This window comes from Litchfieldella qijiaojingensis (assembly GCF_014651875.1).
Classification (GTDB): domain Bacteria; phylum Pseudomonadota; class Gammaproteobacteria; order Pseudomonadales; family Halomonadaceae; genus Litchfieldella; species Litchfieldella qijiaojingensis.
In genome coordinates this window covers 102,881-123,308 of the sequence record NZ_BMXS01000006.1, presented here as the reverse complement: position 1 = coordinate 123,308, position 20,428 = coordinate 102,881, and the positions used below count along the sequence as shown (strand labels likewise).

Genomic DNA, 20,428 nt, shown 5'->3' with positions numbered 1-20,428 from the left:
ATCGTTCACGATTTGCTGCAGTAAGGCTGGCAGGGCACCTGGCCCCTGCATTTCCTCAAATATAGTAAAGAAGACCTTTCTAAAAAGTGCCATCCGGAAAACAAGCCGATGCATCCACGCAGGACAGGCAGGCCTTGACGGTGGCGTAGTCAATACCTGTCTTATACTTCGAGGAAGTTCAACGCTACCAGCTCCAACGAGGCCACCACATGCCAACTCAGCGCGTATCCAAGTGCGTCGACCTGGCCCTGCAAGGCGGTGGCTCGCATGGTGCCTTCACATGGGGTGTCTTGGACCGGCTACTGGAACACGAAAGGCTTGAATTCGGCGGCCTGAGCGGGACCAGTGCCGGGGCCATGAACGCCGTGGTGCTGGCCAGCGGCTGGGCCAAGGGTGGACGGCAGGGCGCACGCGACGCGCTAAGCGCCTTCTGGCACGATGTAGGTCATGCAGGCAACAGCAGCTTGCCGGGCGCCAGCGTCGCACAATTGCTGTTCGGCCACTGGAACTCGGCTTTCATGCCCTTGTACCGCGTGTTCGACGCTATCTCGCGTCTCATATCGCCCTATCAGATGAATCCGTTCAACGTGAACCCGTTGCGGGAACTCCTCGATCGGCATGTAAATTTCGAACGGCTACACAAGTTCGATGACATCCGCCTGTTCGTCTGCGCCACCAATGTGCACACCGGCAAATCGCGCGTGTTTCGCAATGCCGAGCTGTCGCGTGAGGCGGTATTGGCCTCGGCCGCCCTGCCGGTGCTGTTTCACGCCGTCGAGATAGAAGGCGAAAGCTACTGGGATGGCGGTTATTCCGCGAATCCATCGCTGCTGCCACTGGTCGCGGAAAGCCGCCCGGGCGATCTCATGCTGGTCCAGATCAATCCACTGGAGCGCCCGGGTGTCCCCCGCCTGGCCCACGATATCATCGACCGCATTAACGAGATCAGTTTCAACAGCAGCCTGCACCAGGACTTGCGCACCATCGCCCTGATCAAACGTTTGCTGGTCGAAGAAGAGAAGTCAGGCCACGACTACCAGGCAGAGCTATTCCGCAAGATCGATAGCCTGCACCTTCACCGGATCGAGGCAACCAAGGAGATGAACGCCTTCGATGCCTTCACCCGCATGAATGCCAAGATGGCCTTTATCGAGCGCCTGCACGACATCGGCTACCGCGCCGCGGAACGCTGGTTGGACGAGCACTTCGTCGACCTGGGAAAACGCTCGACCGTGGACCTGTGCGGCGAGTACGCCGATTCGTTGGAAGTGGTGAAGTAGATAGAAAGCTTAGGCCAAGGCCACGAGCCAAGCGAAGGCTACGAATCCAAGCGCGCTCCTGACACCGTGGAGTACGTTCCAACGCTGCAACAAGCGCGCAATCTCAGCATCGTCGCTATCCGGGCCCAAGGCCTGCAGCCGCTTGTTGGTCGGCATCACCACGACCAGCGTGTAGGGTGCCACGGAGAGCAGGATCAGTCCTGCGGGCAGGAACCACATACTGGCACCGGTCAGCCATGCAAGAATGGCGAACAGACAACCGATCACGGCAAGAGAAGCCTGCATTACCGTCGCGCGGGCGTAACTCGGATCCCACTGCTGCAGGGCAACACGCGCACCGCATGTCATCCTTGCCGGATGTTCCACCGCATTGATATAGATCGCAGCTCCGGCGAAAACTCCGCTGCAAATTACGGCCAGAAACGAAAAAACGTCGTGCATCACACTCTCCTTGTGTCGTTGGAACGCGGCACCAACCGCCAGCTACATGCCGGAAGACATCCTGTGATCGATTTCAGATGCCATAGTCCCGCTCGACACGACTGATGCGGGTCTTGAACGTCGAGTACCAACGTTCAAGACCCAGGCGCTGCGCCTCGCGGTGCTCGACATGCGCTTTCCAGCGTTTGATCGCCTCGAGACTATCCCAGTAGGAAACAGTGATGCCAACGTCCTCGCGTGCCGACTCCACCCCCAGGAAACCGGGCTGTTGGCTGGCAAGTTCCACCATGCGTGTTGCCATGGCCTCATAGTCTTCATCGTCGAGTTCACTACGCACGGAAGTGAATATCACGGCGTAGTATGGCGGCTTGGGGGTCTGGGCGATCATGGATGACTCCTGTCAGGCAGATGCGAGAGTCTTTACCTTGCCCTGTTCGCGGCCCGCAGCCAAGCGCCTGAGTGCGCCGATGCGGGAGACCGGAACAGGCCCCCGCAGCAATGGGGTCAGCTAGCAACGGCAGCCATGTCAATGTCGCACTGCCCCAGGCAATCAGTGCGCTCGCGGTCCTATGCGACCGTCCGGCGGCAGGGTGTCTCACACCCGGGTGTGGACCACCCCCGTCCCCGAATGGCGTATGACATTGAACTGGCCATAGCTATCATTCAGATCCAGTTCGATCGCGCCGGTGGCCTTTGCCGAGGCGCTGCCGATCTCGGCAATCTCGAACTCGATGCCGGCCGGGATATCGATGCGGACGCGGTGTTCCTCGCCGGTCGCCGGGCTGATGATGGGCTGTCCGCTCGATACCAGCACGCCCGGAATCGAGACCCGCGCGGTGCGACTTTCGATGTCGATCTCGACGTCGATCGGCTTGAAGAGCGGTTCGTGGACGGTGCTCGACATGGCATGGAACACCCACCAGTGGGTCTTGGCTTCCTCGGTTTCTCCGCCATGAAGCACCGTGATCAACGCCTGGCGCTGACGCTCGTCGGCGCGCTCGTCGATGATCGCCTGCATGGTGCCGTTGCCCTCGAAGATCGCCCCCGGCCATGCGTAGAGCAGGGCCCAGCGGAGGCCATCGAGGCTGATGTCGTCAAAATGGCCGTGTTCGATCCGCCCCACTTCGAAGCCGCGGCAGTTTCCTTGGGTGGGGCGCAGCTCGAACTGGCAGGGACAGTTGTAGTCACAGTTGCAATTGCCGAACGTGACAGATTCGATGCTCCAATCGATCATGGTTTTCCTCCCGATCGGACTCGACTCGATTCCCTCATAGCCCGGGCGGGGCGAACCCGTCCGGGCTAGTTACGTTGATCACCGCCCAAACGACACGGCTCATTCCGCAGGAATGTCGTCCGGCGACTGGATCTGCAGGTTCTCGATGCTGCCGTTGGTGTACTTCCAGATGGCGATCGGGGTGATCACGTCGCCGCTGTCGTCGAAGTCGGCCGGTCCAGCCGCGCCGGTATAGGCGACGTCCTCGCCGTTCATGATCGCCTCGACACCCGCGGTGATGCTGTCCAGATCACCAGCGACGATCTCCATCCCAGGCGGATTGGCGACCTCGCGCAGGCGGTCACGTAGCACCGTACCGGTGATGGCCTCGACGCTGTCGTGCCCGTCGGCGATGGCCTTGACCGTGGCCAGGCCAATCAGCATGGCGGCGTCATAGGCCGATTCGGTGAACGGCGGAATGCGGTCATGGCCGTAGGCCTCCTCGAACGCCGTGGCGAAGTTCTCGAAGCCGGGGATGCTCGGATCCTGTCCCGGCGCGGTGCCGATCAAGCCCTCCAGGTCATCGGCCCCCACGGCGTCGATGACCTCCTGGGAGCGATTGCCATCGACGAACTGCCACACGGTCTGGTCGAAGATATCGCGGGCTTCCTGGAGGAAGGTGGCGCTATGGCCGGGATAGCTCGCGGCAAGCAACATCTCGGGGTCGCCCTGGAAGGCCTGGGCAAGCTGCGAGGTGTAGGTCGGCTGCGGCTCCTCGGGATGCGGGACCTGGGCGGTGATGGTGCCACCGCGAGCCTGGAAGGCCCTGGCGAAGGCATTGGACAACCCCTGGCCATAGGGGTTGTTGATGAAGATCGTCGAGGCGCTGTCCACGCTATAGTCCTCGAAGATCTCGCCACGGGCGAGCTGGGCGGCGACCACCCCCTGCAGGGCATCGGAGGCCGTGGTGCGAAACAGCAGGTCGGCCTCGAGGTCCTCGGGCAGCACCGAAATCAGCGGCGAGGTCGAGCCGTTGGAGATCTGCAGCACCTCCGAGGGTATCGTCACCGAGGTGGCCACTGCCACGGTCACGCCACTCGACCAGCCCCCGATAATGGCGGGTACGCCCTCGACCTCGACGAGTTGGCGTGCCGCCTGGATGGCCGGCGTGGGCAGGGTGTTGGAATCCTCGCTCAAATGTTCCGCGATCACCGGTCCCCCCAGTACTTCCTGCGTCGCGGCGTTGATGTGGTCGACGCCCAGCGCCGCGCCATCACGATAGAACTCGCCAAACTCTGCCCCTGCGCCCGTGAAGGGAGCGATCTGCCCGACCTTGATCGCCGGCGGCGCGTCCTGGGCGCTCGCACCACCCGCGGCAAGCACCGCGCTCAAGGTAAATACGCCGAGGGCGGCTGACACAGGCGCGCGATGACGCCCGGTGCCAGTGTGTCGTGTGTTGTTCATTGATGTTTCCCTCCTGCGTTCGTCGGTTGTCTAGGGGACTGCCTGACGCAGGACGCATTTCGACGAAACGGCGCAAGCAGTTCCTCTTTGGGGAGTGTAGACGCTGGAACCTGATGCATCGCGACCGACGCGCCTGCCCCGCGCTTCGACAGGCTTTGGCGATGTTGCTATGTTCAAAGACGTTGGCGCAGGGCCACCTCTGGGGGGATGGCATGACGACACAAGCCACTGAAGACGAGGGGCTCCATAACAAGACGTCACGATCCAGTGGCGCGCTCCTCTTAGAGGTGCAAGGCCTCGTACGCGATTTCGATAGCCTGCGGGCGCTCGACGGCGCGGACCTGAGTGTTCGCGAGGGCACGATCACCGGCTTGATCGGCCCCAACGGGGCCGGCAAGACCACGTTGTTCAACGTGGTCACCGGCTTCCATCTCGCCCAGGCGGGACGCGTCATCTTCAACGGAAAAGACATCACCAACCTGCCTCCTCACCGGGTTTTTCAACACGGCCTGTGCCGCACCTTCCAGATACCTCGCGAACATCAGAGCCTGTCGGTGCTGGAAAATCTCATGCTGATTCCACCCGGCCAGCAGGGAGAGCGGCTGTTCAACACCTGGTTTCGCCCCGGCGCGGTGAGACGCCAGGAGCTGGCCAACCGCGACAAGGCGCTGGAAGTACTCGAGTTCGTCGAACTCGACCACTTACATGACGAATACGCGCGTAACCTCTCAGGCGGGCAGAAGAAGCTGCTGGAACTGGCACGCACGCTGATGACCGACCCCCAGTTGGTTCTGCTCGACGAGCCGGGCGCTGGCGTCAACCCCACCCTCATGCATCGTCTCACCGACAACATCCGCTATCTCAACCGCGAGCGCGGCATTACCTTTCTGGTCATCGAACACGACATGGATCTGATCATGTCGTTGTGCGACCCGGTGGTAGTGATGAGCGAGGGGCGACAGCTCATGACGGGCTCGCCGGAAGAGGTTCGTCGCAACCCCAGGGTGCTGGAAGCCTATCTCGGAGGGCAGTATGCCGCTGTTGAAGGCTGAGGGAGTCACTGCCGGATACGGCGACACCGAAATCCTGCACGACGTGCACCTGGAGGTGAACGAAGGGGAAATCGTGTCGCTGATAGGCCCCAATGGCGCCGGCAAGTCTACGCTGATGAAGGCGGTATTCGGATTGGTCCCGCCGAAGCAAGGGTCGATCCGCTTCCGTGACAAGGAAATCACTGGCCGCTCCCCCTACGACATCGTCAAGGAAGGCATGTGCTACGTGCCCCAGGTAGCCAACGTCTTCGTGCAACTCACCGTCGAGGAGAACCTCGAGATGGGCGGCTACCTGCTCGACGAGCGGGCAATTCCCGAGCGCAAGGAGTGGGTCTATGCACTGTTTCCCAAGTTGCGCGAACGCCGTCACCAGCGCGTCGGCAAGATGTCCGGAGGCGAACGCCAGATGGTCGCCATCGGCAGCGCGCTGATGCTGGAGCCGGACTTGCTACTGCTCGATGAGCCCTCCGCCGGACTGTCACCGAAGCTCGTCGACGAGATCTTCGACAACATTCGCCATATCAACGAGACGGGACCAGCGGTACTGATGGTCGAGCAGAACGCACGCAAGTCGCTGGCAATGGCCGCTCGCGGCTATGTGCTCGCCAGCGGACAGAACCGGGTGGAAGGGCCGGGCCAGGCACTGCTCGATGATCCAGAGGTGGGCCGATTGTACCTAGGGGGCTGAGCATGGGCACGATCCAAGAGAGCGAGGAGCGGGCACCGGTCAAGCGCGACAAGCGGCTTGGCGAACGGGTGCACGACGTGGTCCAGACGCGTGCCTTCCTGCTGGCCGCGATCGCCGTGGTGCTCCTCCTGTTACTGGTGCTCGCCCAGCTACAGGGCGTGAGTGCCGAACGACTGCTGTCGCTCGCCGCCTGGGGAATGATGCTCGGCGGCATCATCGGTTTGGGGAGCATCGGGCTGACACTTGTCTATGGCGTGCTCAAGTTTCCCAATTTCTCGCACGGGGCCCTGGTCACCCTGGGAGCCTATTTCACCTTCGCCTTTCTCGCCTGGCTGCCCCAGGGCGAGCCGCTGTCGCCTCTTTCGTTCGGCTGGGAGTTCCCCGTGGCCCTGCTGCTCTCCATGCCTCTGGTCGGGTTGGTAGCCATGGTCGTCGACCGTGCCGTCTATCGACGCTTGCGCAACCAGCATGCTCATCTCGTACTGTTCGCGATGGCATCGCTGGCAATGGCCTTTTTCCTGCGCAGCATCATCTACATCGCTTGGGGGCCGGACTTTCACTTTTATTACCCAGGACGACCCAATCCGGCCCTGACACTGCCACTGAACATCCGCGTACGTGCTGACCAGCTATTTATCCTGGCACTGGCCCTGGTGCTCATGCTCGGTGTGTATGCACTGCTGGAGCGCACGCGCATTGGCAAAGCCATGCGCGCCACGGCGGACAATCCGGAGCTTGCACAGGTGCGCGGCATCAACACCGAGCGGGTGATTGCCTGGACCTGGCTGCTTGGCGGAGCGCTCGCCGCCGCTGGCGGGACCATGTACGGGCTATCCTCTCAGTTACGCCCCGAAATGGGCTTCTGGTTGCTGCTGCCGATGTTCGCGGCAACCATCATGGGTGGCATCGGCAACCCCTATGGGGCACTGGCGGGAGCGCTGATCATCGGTGTCGCGCACCAAGTATCCACTGCTTTCCTTGACCCAACCTACGGGCCCGCCGTGGCCTTCGTGCTAATGGTGATCGTGCTGCTGGTGCGCCCGCAAGGCCTGTTCGGACGAGGGGGAGGCTGAGCGATGCCACCACTGATCCTGGTCAAAGGGCTATTGCTGATCATACCGGCCACACTGCTGTTGCTGCTGGTACTGCCGGCACGCCGCTGGCGCCTGCCCGTGGCAATCGTCGCAGGCGTGGTGCTGGCCTTCTCGTTGACGACTTCACTACCCAGTGGAATTCTCGCCTACACCGTCTCGTTCGCCACCATGGGTTGCGTCTACGCGCTGCTGACGCTCGGCTTGAACATCCAGTGGGGTTACACCGGTCATCTGAACTTCGGCGTCGCCGGTTTCTTCGCGATCGGGGCCTTCACCTCCGCATTGATGACCGTCGAGGCACCCACCGGCATCGCCGCGCAGTACACCCAGATGGCGTTCGGCCTAGGCCTGCCGTTCCTGGTCGGGGTCGCCGCCGCGGCACTGGTATCCGCAGTGGTGGCATTTCTGGTAGCCGTTCCAGTGTTGCGGTTGCGCATGGACTTTCTCGCCATTGCCACCATCGGCGTGGCGGAGATCATCCGGCTGATCTTCCAGAACGAGCGCTGGCTCGCCAATGGGCCACAACCGCTGCGGGGCATTCCCCAACCGCTGCATTGCGTGGTCGAAACGCAAGGTTGTGCCTGGCTGCCACAGTGGGTGACAGCGGTGCTGGACCCGCTCTCGCCACGCGATTATCCACTGTTCTATTTGGTGATCATCTCGCTGTTCGTTGCCGGCGCCTACCTGCTCATCGAACGGGCCTGCCGGTCACCGTGGGGGAGGATGCTGCGCGCCATCCGTGACGAGGAAGCCTCGGCAGCGATGAACGGCAAGCACATTACCTACGTGCGCATCCAGTCGTTCGTGGTCGGGGCAGTCATCATGGGAATCGCCGGCGCACTGTATGCCCACTACGTGGTGACGATCGATTACAGTCACTTCCACGCCCTGTTCGCCACTTTCCTGGTGTGGGTGATGCTGATGCTCGGCGGTAGCGGCAACAACCGCGGCGCCATTATCGGCGGCTTCATCGTATGGGGCGTGTGGAGTGGTACCGCCTTCCTCGCCAATGCCATCGAGCCGCTGCTGGCGCTGATTGCTGACGATCTGCCCAGACGCGCGGCTTACTTCCGTTGGTTGCTTGTGGCCCTGCTGCTGGCCGCGATCGTGCTATTCCGCCCCCAAGGGTTGATCCGTGAGGAGAAGCTCGTCTCGCGCTATCTACGCAAGTGACGATCGCATCGGCAATCGTGAGGCCCTACCCACACCGTGGGGTGCTCGAGGTCCAATGACCTTCACTGCTCTTTCCCGCCCTGCTGGCCAGTCTGACCTTTCTCCGAAGTGCGGACCCAGCGGGCATGTTCGCGGGAGACATGTTCCTCGACCCGCTCGGCAAGCAGTCGCAAGGCTTCCGCGCGCTCGATGTCGCGGTAAGGGCCCGCGCCAGCGAGAAATAGATACTTCTCGTGCTTGAGGTGTTCAGCGGTCGAACGGTACTGGATCCACAGCGGCCCGAACTGGTTGATCTGTTCGACGGCTTCGAGGACCGCAATCAGTGCCCCCAGAGAGGCCGTCAGCCAGCGAGCCAATGGCACATCCGCCAGGGAGATCACCGGAATGGAAGCGGCAAATATCACTTGCACGATACGCAACCCCTTGTGCCAGCGTTGGCAATGGCCACTGCGGCGACTATACCAGGCAAGTTGCTCTTCCAGCCGACGCCACTCGGCACGCTGACGCAGTGCAGCATCCGCATCCGGTGCGATGCCATCGGTGGCCGGTGAGTCACGGCGGTCGGCGTCGTCCAAAGCGCCCTCCCAGGCTCATCAATGTGCGGACATACGGAGGTACCATCCACCTCCTTTGGAAAGATAGCAGCCGGATAAGACTCGCATGGAGCCCCCATGCAAGCGGTGCAATACTGACAAGGAAGCACGCGACTCGCCCCTCGATGGCGGTCACCATTCATCAAAATTAAGTAAGGAAGCGAGGAAGGCAGGTATGACTGCGTCTATCTCAAGCACCTTACGCATGCTTTCCGTGATACTGCTGAGCCTGTTCCTGCTCAGCGGCTGCCAGAGCCTTGGTCCGCGTGGCTGTGAGGGAGTGAGTACCGGCATCGGCGCCGTGATCGGCGGCCTGCTCGGCTCGCAGGTGGGTAGCGGTTCCGGACGAACCGCCTCCATGGTGATCGGCGCCGGGCTTGGAGGTTTGATCGGTCGAGAAATCGGCACCCGGTTTACTTGCGAGGATCAACAGGAAATGGGTGCGGTGCTCGAGCGCGCCGACGACGGTGAGACGGAGAGTTGGCGCAACCCCCAAACCGGCAATGAGTTCACGATGACGCCGCGGGATACCTTCGAACAGAATGGACAGCAGTGTCGTCACTTCGACATGCAGGTCGTCGTCGACGGCGAGCCCCGTAGCGCCGATGGCACGGCGTGCAGGCGGCCGGATGGGCAGACCTGGACCACAATCTAAGGAGGCACTGAATAATTGCCTGCGCGGAGGAATCGCTGCGTTGCGCGGTGCTCGGAAGCCTCACATATACCCCATATGCTCCGGTTCCTGCGCTCCGTGCGCCTTGCGCTTCACTCCGCTCGTCGATTTATTCAGCGCCTCCCTAAGTGTTGCCCGAAATGCGCTTGGCGACTTTTCGGACAAACCTCAGGAGTTCGTCATGCATCGGTGCCGGAAACGCATCCTCGCCTACCAGCTCGCGGCCGTGCTCGCGCTCACCCCGGGCCTGCCGGGTCTGGCATCGACCACCAGTGACGACGTTTACCCTCAATATGGGGATGACGGAAACGGCGACGATAACGGCTGGAAACTGCCGGCCATCGTGGCGGGTGCCGCCGCACTGCTGCTGGTGGGTCGCTGGATGCAACAGCGCAGCCAAGCCTCGCAACAAGATGCCGCTGACGACAGTGACATGCTGGAGCAGTTGCAAAAGCGAGGCCCAGAGTTCCCAGCCCAATACAACAGCAGTGCCTTTGCCGCCATTGGCACGGTGCGCGGTGATTGGCCATTCGTGCTCGACTTCTCTCACGACCGCCCGGTCATCGTCACCCTGCGCATCAGTGCTCGTGACGTTCCGGACATCTACACCGTGCGACTGCCTTTCGGCGCCGACGAGACGGGGCGTCATCGCGTGCAGTTTCGGCTGCCGCCGGCGTTCGGCGACAGCGAGCGTCCCGCAGCCATCTCCGTGACCGCCACCGACATGAGCGGTGAACGCACGGAGCCCACGTTCCGCGTCCAGGCGCTGGGTTGCGGCCCCCGTGCCGTGGGGTCGGTAGCCATCGAGGAAGTGTCGTTCCTGCCACGCCGAATCCGCGCCCAGGCGCAAGAGCAAGCCTCCTATCGTTTCTTTTCGCATTCCGACTTTCCCAGTGCCGTGGCGGAATTCATGCGCATCGAAGAAGCCGATGATGGCGAGCGTCACTTCTTCGTCAACGAGGAGCCCATTGCAGGCGGTGTCACCGCCGGACGCAGCATCGATCCACGGCTGTGGGACGGACGCGATGAACGCCAGCGCATATCCACCGGCACGCACCGGCTCAAGGTGCGTGCCTGGGCTCCTACGGGAGGGTGGGTAACGGCATGGTCGGATTCCCGGGTGAACGTGTCACTATAAGGATGATCCAAGTTGCCGCCACGTCTCTCCCCGCAATGCCGCCACCTCGCCAAGCGTCGTCAAATGGCTGCCGGTAAGAATCTGTTGGCGTAGGGATGGCTGAGGCGGCGGTGAGGAAAACGGGGGCAATCTCCATAAGGTGCCATGCTCACCCGCAGTGACCAACAGTCGAATCGCCGTCTCCCCGAAGTCGCTTCCGATCACTGGTGAGGAACGGCCGACGCCGCGCAGCACAGAGGTCAACGGATGGCCGCTGACCGCGTCCCAGAGACGAATGGCCCCATCGCTTTGCCAAGTAAGCACGCGCTCCCCCTCGGGGCCGAATGCCGCGCCGGCGACATCGCGTTCATGAGCAAGAAAGGCGAGTAGCGTGGCGGTCTCCGCGTCCCAGACGCGGACGCTATCGCCGCCCCAGCTCAAGATGCGCTGGGTACCGGAATGCAGGCGGGCACCACGGACACCATCGTGCTCCAGGGAAACATCGGCGTCGCTACGATCCACCCAGGTCAGTTCGACGGTGCCGTCATCACTGGCAACCAGCAGACGCTCCCCTTCGGCGTCGATCGCGGCGCTACGGACCAGCGCCACGTCAGAAAGAGTCCGCAGCAACACGGGCTCATTCGCCTCGACATCCCAAAGATGCAGCCGTCGGTCTTCCCCCCAGGTCAATACATACTCGCCATCGCCACTGGAAAAGGCCGCACCGCGCAGGCGACAGTCATCCGCCCCCTCCGATTCCACGACACCACCATGCTCGACCGGCACCACACGGGCGATGCCGACCCGCCACAGCGAGGCAGTACACCCTTGCTCTCCCCAGAACAGGAGACGGTCGGGCCCGCCCCACACCACTCCCGCGACCGGGTCGTTGCCGACAGTGCCGCCCGGTGATGCCAGCGCCTGAAAACGAGTCCCTTCCCAGTTCCATATACGCACGTCACCGTTCACTCCTGCGGTGAGCAGGCGGCGACCGCCAGGGGCGAACGTTGCGCTTACGGCTTCCAGATCGAGTAGCCGGAGCTCCGGTACCGTATCGGTAGCCGGAGACCACTCCTGGACATGTCCACCGAGGGTGACGACCCGGACTCTCTCTTCACCCGCTACGAGCACGGCATCGAGCACAGCCGCCGGAAACCGCATGGTTTCCGCGACTTCGGGCGGTGGCACCTGCCATAGTCGCAAGCTACCGTCGCTTCCCCAGGTAAGTACACGTTGTCCATCCTCGGAAACTACCGCTCCCCCTACCGATGTCGCATGTCGCAACGGTAACCCCCGTGGGTCTCCGCTGACGCTTGACCATAGCCGGGCTTCGTTACCGCCCCAAGTGATCAGCAGACCGCTCCCCTCCTCCCCGAAACGTACACCGGTCACGGGGCCGGCGAAGGTGGCGACCGCCTCGCCGGTCGAACCATGCCACAGCCGTGCCGGTCCACTGCCGGGACTCCAGGTGACCATGCGATCACCCTGGACCACGGGAGACGTGAGTTCATTGTCATGCCGCATGGTCGGCCCAACGGGACGCCGTGTGTCGAGGTCCCAGAGCCGGGCGGCACCACAGGCGCCGTGGTTCCAGACCAGCAAGCGCGAAGCGTCGGACAGGAACCGTGCACCGATGGCCCGAGGGCTGCAGCGTCCTCCCTCCGCAGGCTCCAGATCGCTCCCGGGCATGGCGGGTAACCACAAACGGCCGTCACGGCTCCATAGCGCCACTTCACGCTCATGCCGGCCCAATGCCCCACCGACGACATCGCCGTCATGGCGCGCCACCAGCGTGTCGGTGTCGACTCGCCAGACCAACGCCTCGCCCTCCCGGGTCCAGATAAGTAGACGCTCGCCTTGCGGCGAGATGGCCACACCATCCACGTCGACATTTGGCAGCGCCCCACGGCGCACACCACGTGTCAGGTCCCACACCCAGGCGCCGCCGTTGGCGTGCAGACTCACGGCCGTGGACTCATCGGTGTCACCGATCCACAGCCGTTCCAGTGCCGGAGGGGGCTCGAGCAACAAAGCACCACTGCGACGATCACGGATTTCGGCGCGGCCGTCCTCGCCATGGACGACGATCCGGCTGTGCCAGAAAGTGCCTGTCGGGGAGACCGTCTGCACGAAACCCTGCCCCACTGGGAACGCAAGATCCGCCACACCATCCGCCTCGATCCAGGCAAGACTGCCACCATCATCGGCCCAGAGTCGCATTTCGCTGCCCGTGTTGACGAAAGCGGCCGTCACCAGAGCAGAGCTGGCCTCGGACGTCGCGACGAGTCGTGGCCCTGATCCCAGGCGCTCTCCAGCCCAGTAGGCGCTCTCCGCTTGTGTCGAGTCCAGCGCCAGCTCCGCAGCTTGCATGAAATGATGGCTCGCCTTGAGGGGACTGTGGTCACGATCACGTGCACTCACCGCGTTGGCCCAGTGCAATTCGGCCAGACTCTGTCGGGTGATCTGCTCCTGCTGGTGCAGCGACCAGGCGAACCAGGACAGCCCGATGACACCGAGCAATAGTGTCAGCCCCGTCGCCGCAATCCAGCGTCGCTTGACCCGCTCCCGACGCCGGCTCTCGGCAAGCTCGGCGTCGCGAAGCTCGAGGCACGCCTGCAGATAGCTCCTCTCCATATCGTTGAGCGGGAAAGGACCTTCGCGCGCAAGCGCCTCCGCTGCTTCCAGACGACTGCCACGATGCACCAGCAGCTCGACGGGGCGACCGCCGTTTTCCCACTCGGCGGTGGCACGACGCAACCCATCGTGGATCCGCAGCGCCTCGCGATTGGCCTCCAGCCAGCGGTTAAGCCGACGCCAGACCCGAAACAACGCTTCGTGGGCCACCTCCAAGGTGCGCTCCCCATCGTGACTGCCAGAAATCAGCAGACGCGCCTGGACGAATCGCTCCAGCAGTGGATGACTTGCGCTAGGCAAGTCCTGCCAGCGCACCACCTGGCGCGTATAACGCCCCTCGTCGTCGAGTCTCACCAAGGCAAACAAGGCGGCGCGCAACGCCTGTCTCTGTTCCCGGGAAGGCGCGGCCGCCTCGAGCACCGCCTCGGCGGCCTTTGCCACCGAACCGTGCAGCCCCCCAAGTCCATCGCGATACTCGGCCAGGGTAAGGCACCCGTCCGCTCTCCCCTTTTCCCACAGCTCGCGAAGGGTGAATGCCAACAGCGGCAAGGCATCCTCGGTGGCGGTATCCGCGACCATCGCCTGGACCAGGCCGGGCTCGAGATCGAGCCCGGCAAGCTCCGCCGGCCCTTCGATGACCGCCGAGAAGCCCTCCACCGACAGCGGCTCCACGGTCAACGGCATGAGGGTGACGTCACGCCAGGCTGGATGTTCCTGCAGTGCGCCCAGAAAATCCGAGCGCAGGGTGGCGATGACCAGCACGGGGGAGCTGGTGTCGTGCAGAACGGGACGCAGGATTCGCATGAACTGCTCGGCCTGGGCCGAGCCCGTCAACAGCTCTTCGAGCTGATCGACGACCAACACCAGTACCGTATGCTCCTTGCCAGACCGCCTGCGCAGCTCGCGGTGAACCGTGGACAGCAGTTCGGGAGCTGAATCGGCATTCGCCGCCAATGCCGTTAGCCCCTCGACCGCCACACCCTCGTCGGCCAACCCCCGCGCAAGCTGGGCGGTCAGCTCGTCGAGAGGTCGGTCCCGAGGACGAATCGGGCCGATCAGCGTCCAGGCCTCCGGCGAGGCTCGCAGCCGAGGCATGATCCCGGCACGTACAAGCGAGGACTTGCCGCTGCCCGATGCTCCCAGGAACAGCAGCAGGCGTGGCCCACCGAAGCGTCGCAACTGGTGGAGACGATCCAGTGACTGCTGGACCTCGGCGTCGCGGCCAAAGAAGATGGCCGCATCCGACTCGTCGAAGGCCATCAGGCCAGGATAGGGAGGCCGGCGGCTATCCCAGGCGAACACGCTTGCCAGTGCCTGGCGAAGTCGCTCGTAGCCTACTTCCGGCTCCTTGATCAGGTCGATCACCTGGAGCTCCGCGAGTTGGGGACGCAGCGTGCAGGGAGAGATGCGTACCGGAACAATCCGCTTGCCAAGGGCGCGGGCGTGACTCAACTCGGCGAGACACCAGCATGAAGCCATGGAGTGCTCACTGCACAACACGATCAGCGCCTGGCAGGCACGAAGATGGCGGTAGAGTTCACGCTCCCAGTCGCGACCGGCCGGAATGCCGTGCTCGACATCGAAGTCGAGGAACAGCGAGTGATGGCCGTGTCGTTGCAACCAGTCGGCCATCTCGCGAGCCGCCGTGGCATCGTTGCTGCTGTGGCTGATGAAAAGCGTGCTCATCGCCGACACCCGTCTCGCTAAGGAAAGGGTGAGCAAAGTAGTACCTATAGCGTAATCGCTCGGCACCAAGACGGCTTTCTCGAAACGTGCTGGATTCATCGCGCAGCGAAGCTGCGCTCCCACCCACTACCCGACCCCGGGGAGTCGTGGGAGCTCAGTTTACTGAGCGATTCCGGCCGTCAGGCCGGCTTGGATGGTTCCCATCGCGACTACCGCCGCTCCAGCAGCGGCTCTAACCGGCGTAGTCGCGGATCGGGCGTACTTCGACACACCCCAGCCGTCCGGGAGGTATATGCGAAGCAATGCGGATGGCTTCGTTCAGATCCCGGGCTTCGATGAGCAGGAATCCGCCCAATTGCTCCTTCGTTTCGGCAAAGGGGCCATCAGTGACCAGCGCACTGCCGTTGCGGGTTCTCACCGTGGCTGCACTCGCCACCGGCCCCAGACGAGCCCCAGCGAGCAGATGGCCACTCGCCGTCAGGCTTTCGCAATGCACCTGGCACTCCTCGACCACAGCCTCGATCTCACTGGGCGGCATGGCTTCGAGTTTCTTTTCATCGTTGTAGATCAGGCACAGGTATTTCATAACGGACGGACTCCCCAGCGACTGTCTTATCGACTAGTCGTTCACGAGCCTCCGAAATCGACATGCCTCACATCCTGATCCCCGATTCTTCCTCTTCACGCGGGCGCTGGCGGGGTGGCGGCACGTCGGTCGACAGTGCAAGGACATGCTCCTCGCCATCCTGCCAATAGCGTAGACGCGCGTCCTCGCCTCGGGGAGTCTTGCGTACGAGCTCGAGGAAGTTCATCGGCGTTTGCGGCGTCTGACCATTCACTTTGAGCAACAACGCACCGGGTTCCATTCCGGCCTCATCGGCTGGGCCACTGACATCACTGACCAGGACCCCAGCCTCGTCAGGCAGTTGGAGTGCGTCGCGCAGGTCATCAGTAACCGGCGTCACGGTAATCCCGAGAGCGGATACCACTTGATCATCCAGCCCTTCGTACTCGATCAGCCGCGCGGCTTCCAGCACTTGTGGCGCAACATGGATCGTCGCACCAGCTTTCAAGGCCAACGCGATCGCGTCGCTTGGCCGGCTATCGATACGGATCGGGGTATCCTGTCCTTTCTGTCGCAACTCGAGCATGCCGAGGAAGGTGTTGTCGACGATGGCATCGACGTAAATCCGTTCCAGCCGCACGTCGATGCCGTCGAGTACATCGCCGAGCAGTTCGTGCGTCATGGGGCGGCGTGGGATCTCGCCACGCAGGCCACGCAGGATGGCACCAGCTTCAATGGGGCCGATGAAAATCGGGATCACCTCGCGCGCGCCTGGCTCCCGCAACAGCACGACAGGTGTAGCGATCGGCCCCGCCACGGCCACGGTGGCGACCTCGACCTCGACCATGTCGTCGATATCGGCGGCAAGCTCCCGACCGGCAGCCACGTTGAACCAAGAGAACAGCAACAGCCCGATAAACAATGGCACCGTGAAGCGCTTGATGGCTGATAGTGACATAGGGCGCCTTCTGACCGCCAAGCGGTTGTAAAGGTGGCAATATCAGAATGGCACCGTTGACAGCTGGCTGCCATCGGAAACGCCACCTGACACCCCTGAGACATCCGACTTGGTCATATGCTCAATCAGACGGGTCTGCTCGCGTCGCCATGCGCCCGGCGGCAAGTTGGTTTCGCGTCGAAAGGCACGGCTGAACGCGGCTTCCGATACATAACCGACCTCGAGCGCGATCGAGGCGACAGGTGCACTCGACTGTCGCAACAACCCGGCCGCCACCTGCATGCGCCATTTCGTCAGATAATGCATCGGCGCATGGCCGGTAAAGCGAGCGAAGCGTTCGTGCAGGGCCGAACGCGATAGACCGATGCGACCGGCAAGCTTATCGATCGTCCAGGCATCGCCCGGCCGTTGGTGCAACAACGCCAGGGCGCGTCCCACGTAGCGATCATGCAGTCCAGCCAGCCAGTTCGACTGCCCTTCCGGCATTTCATCGAGATAGCGTCGCATCAGTGCGACGAACATCGTTTCGCTCAGCCGCTCGAGCAACGCTTCGCCACCGGGCCGCTTGTGAGTCGATTCGGCAAGCGCGAAGCGGATGAAATGACGTATCCAATCGTCATCCTCGTCGGTCCTGGCGCGCACATGGAGCAGTTGTGGAAGACTGGCTAGCAATGGGTTGAATGGATGGGCATCGCAGCCAAAGAAACCGCACACCAGGGTCGCACTGGGCCGCTCGCCATCCAGACGCGACATCGACAGGGAGTCCCCTTGCCGGCTGGCGAAAAGCGGCAGTTGCTCCGGTCGAGGCAACTCGTAGGGAGCCAGGTCCACCGTCCCGCGCATACCCGGCTCACTCGACATCACGTGCGGGTCGCCTCGCGGAAAGATCACCACGTCACCTTCGCGCAAGGCCACCGCCGATTCACCGACCACCGAGGCCCAGCACTCCCCATGGGTGAGGACATGATACGCCATCACGTGCTCGACCCCGGGCATGAGCCGTTCGGCAATCGTGGCTGCCGATGGCGCCTCGCTCACCCAAGGGGCATTACCCTCGACGTGATAGAACACCGCCCCTTGCAAGCGAATGCTACGCAGCACCTGAGACAACGCGTCCTGGCTCATGTCCGCCTCGCAGCTAGGAGAGGAAGGGGCATATACACGCCTGCCTGAACCAGTATCGCGGACGAATCGGTCCATCGCCATGACAAACCCGGCTTCCCGGTCAAGTCCGGCGGAGTTCGAGTCAGCCGAGGGCGAGCCCGAGTCCACATACTTCAACTCGTGACGACTTCTTCCCCTGCACTTCAGGTGCGGGGCAAAGCTTGCCTGACGCTCTCCCTCATTCCACAAGGAGTCCCCCATGCAACACTTGACCTATCAGACCCTCGATGGCACTTCTGCCTCGCTATCGCCCGAGGAGATAGACGCCTTGTCACAGGGCATCCGCGGCGGAGTACTTACCGCCACCGATGAGGAGTACGAGCAAGCCCGCAGCGTCTGGAACGGCATGGTCGATCACCACCCAGCGCTCATCGCCCGCTGTCTCGGCACTCAGGATGTGCGTCACGCGGTCGACTTCGCCCGCACCCACCGCATGCTGCTGAGCGTACGCGGGGGCGGTCACCATATCGCCGGCAATGCCGTGGCCGACGGTGCCCTGACGATCGACCTTTCGGCGATGCGCAACGTACGGGTCGACCCGGAGAAGCAAACGGCACGTGTCGCTGCCGGCGCATTGCTGGGCGATGTCGACCATGAGACCCAGGCCTTTGGACTTGCGACTCCGCTGGGGATCAATTCCACGACCGGGGTGGCCGGGCTGTGCCTGGGCGGCGGTTTCGGCTGGCTGACACGCAAGCTCGGCATGACCGTGGACAATCTCATCTCCGCCGATATCGTGACCGCCGACGGTGAACTGCGTATCGTCTCCGCCACTCAGGAGCCCGAGTTGTTCTGGGCCATTCGTGGCGGTGGCGGTAACTTCGGGGTGGTGACGTCCTTCGAGTTCCAGCTCCACCCTATCGGCCCCCAGGTGTATGCCGGCCTGGTCGTGTATCCCTACGCACAGGCAAAAGAGGTGCTGCGTGCCTGGCGCGACTTCAACGCCGGCGCGCCACGCGAACTCAGCGTCTGGGCGGTACTGCGTCAGGCGCCGCCGCTACCGTTCCTGCCCGAATCGATCCACGGCAAGGAAGTGGTGGTATTCGCCTTGGTCTATAGTGGCGATCCAAAGCAAGGCGAACGCCTGGCGGCCAAAGTGCTCAAGTTCGGCGAACCGGCCGGCAGCATGCTCGGGACACAGCCCTATGCCGGCTTCCAGACAGCCTTCGACCCCCTATTGACACCGGGGGCGAGAAACTACTGGAAATCTCACAACTTCATCGAAATCACGGATGCCCTGATCGATATGGTGATCCGCGGTGCGACAAGCCTACCGGGCCCCGAATGCGAAGTTTTCATTGCGCAGCTCGGCGGCGCCGCCGGCGAGGTAGCGGTGACGGACACTGCCTATGCCGGGCGCGACGCCAATTTCGTGATGAACGTTCACGGTCGTTGGCAAGCCGCCGAGGATGATGACAAGGTGCGGGACTGGGCGCGCGGCGTGTTCCGCGACACCGCTCCCTTCGCCACTGGTGGCGGTTACATCAACTTCCTGACCGAGGACGAAGGCAACCGGGTCGACAGCGCCTATGCCCAGAACTACGCCAGACTCCAGCAGATCAAGCAGCAATTCGACCCCGAGAACCTGTTCCGGATCAACCAGAACATCGCCCCTGCGCCACTGGCCAGAACGGCATGAAATCCAAGCGTTCGGGCCTGCACCACGGTGCAGGCTCGAATGCTTTGACTACCCACCTTCCAATTCGGCCTGACGCTGCCTCACCGCTTCGACCGCATACGTCATGAAGGCACGAACACGGGCGCTGTGGCGCAGATCCGGGTGCACCAGCAGCCACAGATCGGTCGCCACCTCCGGGCCAATCGCCAGCACGCATTCCAGCTCGGGCTCCTGCCGAGCCATATAGTGCGGCAATGCCGCAAGTCCGGTCCCCGCGCGGGCGGCTCCCATGGCCGCCACGATGCTGTTGGTTCGTAACGCGAAAACGTCTGCCGACACCCGCTCGTTCAGCCATCGGGTGCTGGCGAGGTGTCCGATCAGCTCGTTGCCACCAATGAAGCGATGACCCTCGGGCCGGTTCAGATCGGTGAGCGGAGGACGTTGGCGCAGATAGTCGCGAGCGCCGTAGATTCCCCAACGGATAGCGCCCAGTTTGCGCCCGATCAGGTTCTCCGGCGGAGCCTGCGTTGGGCGAATGGCGACGTCCGCCTCGCGTCGCGCAAGATCCAGAAAGGCGCTGACGATCAACAACTCCAACTCGATGCCTGGATAGCACTCGCAGAAGCCCTGGAACACCGGCGCCAGAAAGCCATTGGCCAGCGTGTCGGTGGTGGTGAGCCGCACCCGACCCGACAGCCGTACGTCCCGACCGCTCAATTCCCGCTCGATCGCTTGGGCCTCTTCCTCCACGCGTTCGGCGCGTAGCCACAACGCCTCGCCGGCCGAGGTCGGCACATAGCCTTCCGGCAGTCGTTCGAACAACCGCGCCTGCAAGCCGGACTCCATGGCGTTGAGCCGACGGAATACGGTCGAGTGGTTGACACCAAGCGTTCTCGCCGCACCCGCCAGGGTGCCGGCACGGGCAATCGCCAGGAAAAGGCGAAGGTCATCCCAGTCAAAGTGCATGTCTTGCACCTTTGCAATGAACTATTGCAAATTTTGCTGATTTCATTGC

General features: G+C 62.9%; 18 protein-coding genes. 8 read left to right on the top strand and 10 right to left on the bottom strand.

The annotated features are described in order from the left end of the window. Nucleotides 1–209 precede the first annotated feature (209 nt). The gene (locus IE093_RS08360) at nt 210–1,280 is read left to right on the top strand and encodes a patatin-like phospholipase family protein (RefSeq protein ID WP_189468077.1); all 1,071 of its coding nucleotides are present in this window, start codon (nt 210–212) and stop codon (nt 1,278–1,280) included. 9 nt (nt 1,281–1,289) lie between these two features. Here the strand turns inward: IE093_RS08360 and IE093_RS08355 are convergent, their stop codons facing one another. From IE093_RS08355 to IE093_RS08340, 4 genes are all read right to left on the bottom strand, one after another. Beyond that, nucleotides 1,290–1,721, bottom strand: a complete 432-nt coding sequence (locus IE093_RS08355) for an anthrone oxygenase family protein (protein WP_189468074.1) — start codon at nt 1,719–1,721, stop codon at nt 1,290–1,292. 73 nt (nt 1,722–1,794) lie between these two features. Further along, on the bottom strand, nt 1,795–2,109 hold the full coding sequence (locus IE093_RS08350; RefSeq protein WP_189468072.1) for an antibiotic biosynthesis monooxygenase family protein: 315 nt from the start codon (nt 2,107–2,109) through the stop codon (nt 1,795–1,797). A gap of 207 nt (nt 2,110–2,316) precedes the next feature. Beyond that, entirely contained in the window at nt 2,317–2,955 is a 639-nt protein-coding gene (locus IE093_RS08345; RefSeq protein WP_189468070.1) for a DUF1326 domain-containing protein, read from the bottom strand. Between the two features lie 99 nt (nt 2,956–3,054). Continuing rightward, nucleotides 3,055–4,398, bottom strand: coding sequence for an ABC transporter substrate-binding protein (locus tag IE093_RS08340; protein ID WP_189468068.1), 1,344 nt, complete (start codon nt 4,396–4,398; stop codon nt 3,055–3,057). A gap of 212 nt (nt 4,399–4,610) precedes the next feature. On the opposite strand from IE093_RS08340, the gene IE093_RS08335 reads away from it, so the two are divergent. From IE093_RS08335 to IE093_RS08320, 4 genes are read left to right on the top strand one after another with little or no spacing between them, the layout of a single operon-like run. Beyond that, complete coding sequence (locus IE093_RS08335; protein ID WP_189468066.1) at nt 4,611–5,450, top strand: ABC transporter ATP-binding protein; 840 nt, start codon at nt 4,611–4,613, stop codon at nt 5,448–5,450. After that, nucleotides 5,431–6,138, top strand: a complete 708-nt coding sequence (locus IE093_RS08330) for an ABC transporter ATP-binding protein (RefSeq protein WP_189468063.1) — start codon at nt 5,431–5,433, stop codon at nt 6,136–6,138. The genes IE093_RS08335 and IE093_RS08330 overlap by 20 nt, the downstream gene beginning before the upstream one ends. A gap of 2 nt (nt 6,139–6,140) precedes the next feature. Then, complete coding sequence (locus IE093_RS08325; protein WP_189468062.1) at nt 6,141–7,211, top strand: branched-chain amino acid ABC transporter permease; 1,071 nt, start codon at nt 6,141–6,143, stop codon at nt 7,209–7,211. Nucleotides 7,212–7,214: 3 nt separating this feature from the next. Further along, nucleotides 7,215–8,405: a branched-chain amino acid ABC transporter permease gene (locus tag IE093_RS08320; RefSeq protein WP_229803397.1), complete on the top strand. Its 1,191-nt coding sequence runs from the start codon at nt 7,215–7,217 to the stop codon at nt 8,403–8,405. A 62-nt stretch (nt 8,406–8,467) separates the two neighbouring features. Here the strand turns inward: IE093_RS08320 and IE093_RS08315 are convergent, their stop codons facing one another. Then, the gene (locus tag IE093_RS08315) at nt 8,468–8,980 is read right to left on the bottom strand and encodes a DUF4231 domain-containing protein (RefSeq protein WP_229803395.1); all 513 of its coding nucleotides are present in this window, start codon (nt 8,978–8,980) and stop codon (nt 8,468–8,470) included. A gap of 193 nt (nt 8,981–9,173) precedes the next feature. Here IE093_RS08315 and IE093_RS08310 point away from each other — a divergent pair, with 193 nt between their 5' ends. After that, nucleotides 9,174–9,653 (top strand): glycine zipper 2TM domain-containing protein, encoded by a 480-nt coding sequence (locus IE093_RS08310; RefSeq protein WP_189468060.1) that lies wholly within the window; start codon nt 9,174–9,176, stop codon nt 9,651–9,653. A gap of 199 nt (nt 9,654–9,852) precedes the next feature. Further along, nucleotides 9,853–10,809 carry a hypothetical protein gene (locus tag IE093_RS08305; protein ID WP_189468058.1) on the top strand — a complete coding sequence of 319 codons (957 nt, stop codon included), beginning with the start codon at nt 9,853–9,855 and terminating at the stop codon, nt 10,807–10,809. On the opposite strand, the gene IE093_RS08300 is transcribed toward IE093_RS08305, so the two are convergent. From IE093_RS08300 to IE093_RS08285, 4 genes are all read right to left on the bottom strand, one after another. After that, on the bottom strand, nt 10,804–15,108 hold the full coding sequence (locus IE093_RS08300; RefSeq protein ID WP_189468056.1) for an nSTAND1 domain-containing NTPase: 4,305 nt from the start codon (nt 15,106–15,108) through the stop codon (nt 10,804–10,806). The genes IE093_RS08305 and IE093_RS08300 overlap by 6 nt on opposite strands. 232 nt (nt 15,109–15,340) lie before the next feature. Continuing rightward, nucleotides 15,341–15,694, bottom strand: a complete 354-nt coding sequence (locus IE093_RS08295) for a YciI family protein (protein WP_189468054.1) — start codon at nt 15,692–15,694, stop codon at nt 15,341–15,343. A 67-nt stretch (nt 15,695–15,761) separates the two neighbouring features. After that, entirely contained in the window at nt 15,762–16,631 is an 870-nt protein-coding gene (locus IE093_RS08290; RefSeq protein ID WP_189468052.1) for a bifunctional nuclease domain-containing protein, read from the bottom strand. Nucleotides 16,632–16,673: 42 nt separating this feature from the next. Next, nucleotides 16,674–17,756, bottom strand: coding sequence for an AraC family transcriptional regulator (locus IE093_RS08285; protein ID WP_189468051.1), 1,083 nt, complete (start codon nt 17,754–17,756; stop codon nt 16,674–16,676). A gap of 238 nt (nt 17,757–17,994) precedes the next feature. Between IE093_RS08285 and IE093_RS08280 the strand changes: the two genes are divergently transcribed. Continuing rightward, on the top strand, nt 17,995–19,434 hold the full coding sequence (locus tag IE093_RS08280) for an FAD-binding oxidoreductase (RefSeq protein ID WP_189468049.1): 1,440 nt from the start codon (nt 17,995–17,997) through the stop codon (nt 19,432–19,434). A gap of 48 nt (nt 19,435–19,482) precedes the next feature. On the opposite strand, the gene IE093_RS08275 is transcribed toward IE093_RS08280, so the two are convergent. After that, entirely contained in the window at nt 19,483–20,379 is an 897-nt protein-coding gene (locus tag IE093_RS08275; RefSeq protein ID WP_189468047.1) for a LysR family transcriptional regulator, read from the bottom strand. Between the last annotated feature and the right edge of the window lie 49 nt (nt 20,380–20,428).

Excerpts from the sequence above, each read along its gene's own strand:
- IE093_RS08360 (WP_189468077.1), top strand. The coding sequence starts at position 210 with ATGCCAACTCAGCGCGTATCCAAGTGCGTCGACCTGGCCCTGCAAGGC.
- IE093_RS08355 (WP_189468074.1), bottom strand. The coding sequence starts at position 1,721 with ATGCACGACGTTTTTTCGTTTCTGGCCGTAATTTGCAGCGGAGTTTTC.
- IE093_RS08320 (WP_229803397.1), top strand. The coding sequence starts at position 7,215 with ATGCCACCACTGATCCTGGTCAAAGGGCTATTGCTGATCATACCGGCC.
- IE093_RS08295 (WP_189468054.1), bottom strand. The coding sequence starts at position 15,694 with ATGAAATACCTGTGCCTGATCTACAACGATGAAAAGAAACTCGAAGCC.
- IE093_RS08345 (WP_189468070.1), bottom strand. The coding sequence starts at position 2,955 with ATGATCGATTGGAGCATCGAATCTGTCACGTTCGGCAATTGCAACTGT.
- IE093_RS08340 (WP_189468068.1), bottom strand. The coding sequence starts at position 4,398 with ATGAACAACACACGACACACTGGCACCGGGCGTCATCGCGCGCCTGTG.
- IE093_RS08280 (WP_189468049.1), top strand. The coding sequence starts at position 17,995 with ATGCAACACTTGACCTATCAGACCCTCGATGGCACTTCTGCCTCGCTA.
- IE093_RS08310 (WP_189468060.1), top strand. The coding sequence starts at position 9,174 with ATGACTGCGTCTATCTCAAGCACCTTACGCATGCTTTCCGTGATACTG.
- IE093_RS08305 (WP_189468058.1), top strand. The coding sequence starts at position 9,853 with ATGCATCGGTGCCGGAAACGCATCCTCGCCTACCAGCTCGCGGCCGTG.
- IE093_RS08275 (WP_189468047.1), bottom strand. The coding sequence starts at position 20,379 with ATGCACTTTGACTGGGATGACCTTCGCCTTTTCCTGGCGATTGCCCGT.
- IE093_RS08285 (WP_189468051.1), bottom strand. The coding sequence starts at position 17,756 with ATGAGCCAGGACGCGTTGTCTCAGGTGCTGCGTAGCATTCGCTTGCAA.
- IE093_RS08330 (WP_189468063.1), top strand. The coding sequence starts at position 5,431 with ATGCCGCTGTTGAAGGCTGAGGGAGTCACTGCCGGATACGGCGACACC.
- IE093_RS08350 (WP_189468072.1), bottom strand. The coding sequence starts at position 2,109 with ATGATCGCCCAGACCCCCAAGCCGCCATACTACGCCGTGATATTCACT.
- IE093_RS08335 (WP_189468066.1), top strand. The coding sequence starts at position 4,611 with ATGACGACACAAGCCACTGAAGACGAGGGGCTCCATAACAAGACGTCA.
- IE093_RS08300 (WP_189468056.1), bottom strand. The coding sequence starts at position 15,108 with ATGAGCACGCTTTTCATCAGCCACAGCAGCAACGATGCCACGGCGGCT.
- IE093_RS08290 (WP_189468052.1), bottom strand. The coding sequence starts at position 16,631 with ATGTCACTATCAGCCATCAAGCGCTTCACGGTGCCATTGTTTATCGGG.
- IE093_RS08325 (WP_189468062.1), top strand. The coding sequence starts at position 6,141 with ATGGGCACGATCCAAGAGAGCGAGGAGCGGGCACCGGTCAAGCGCGAC.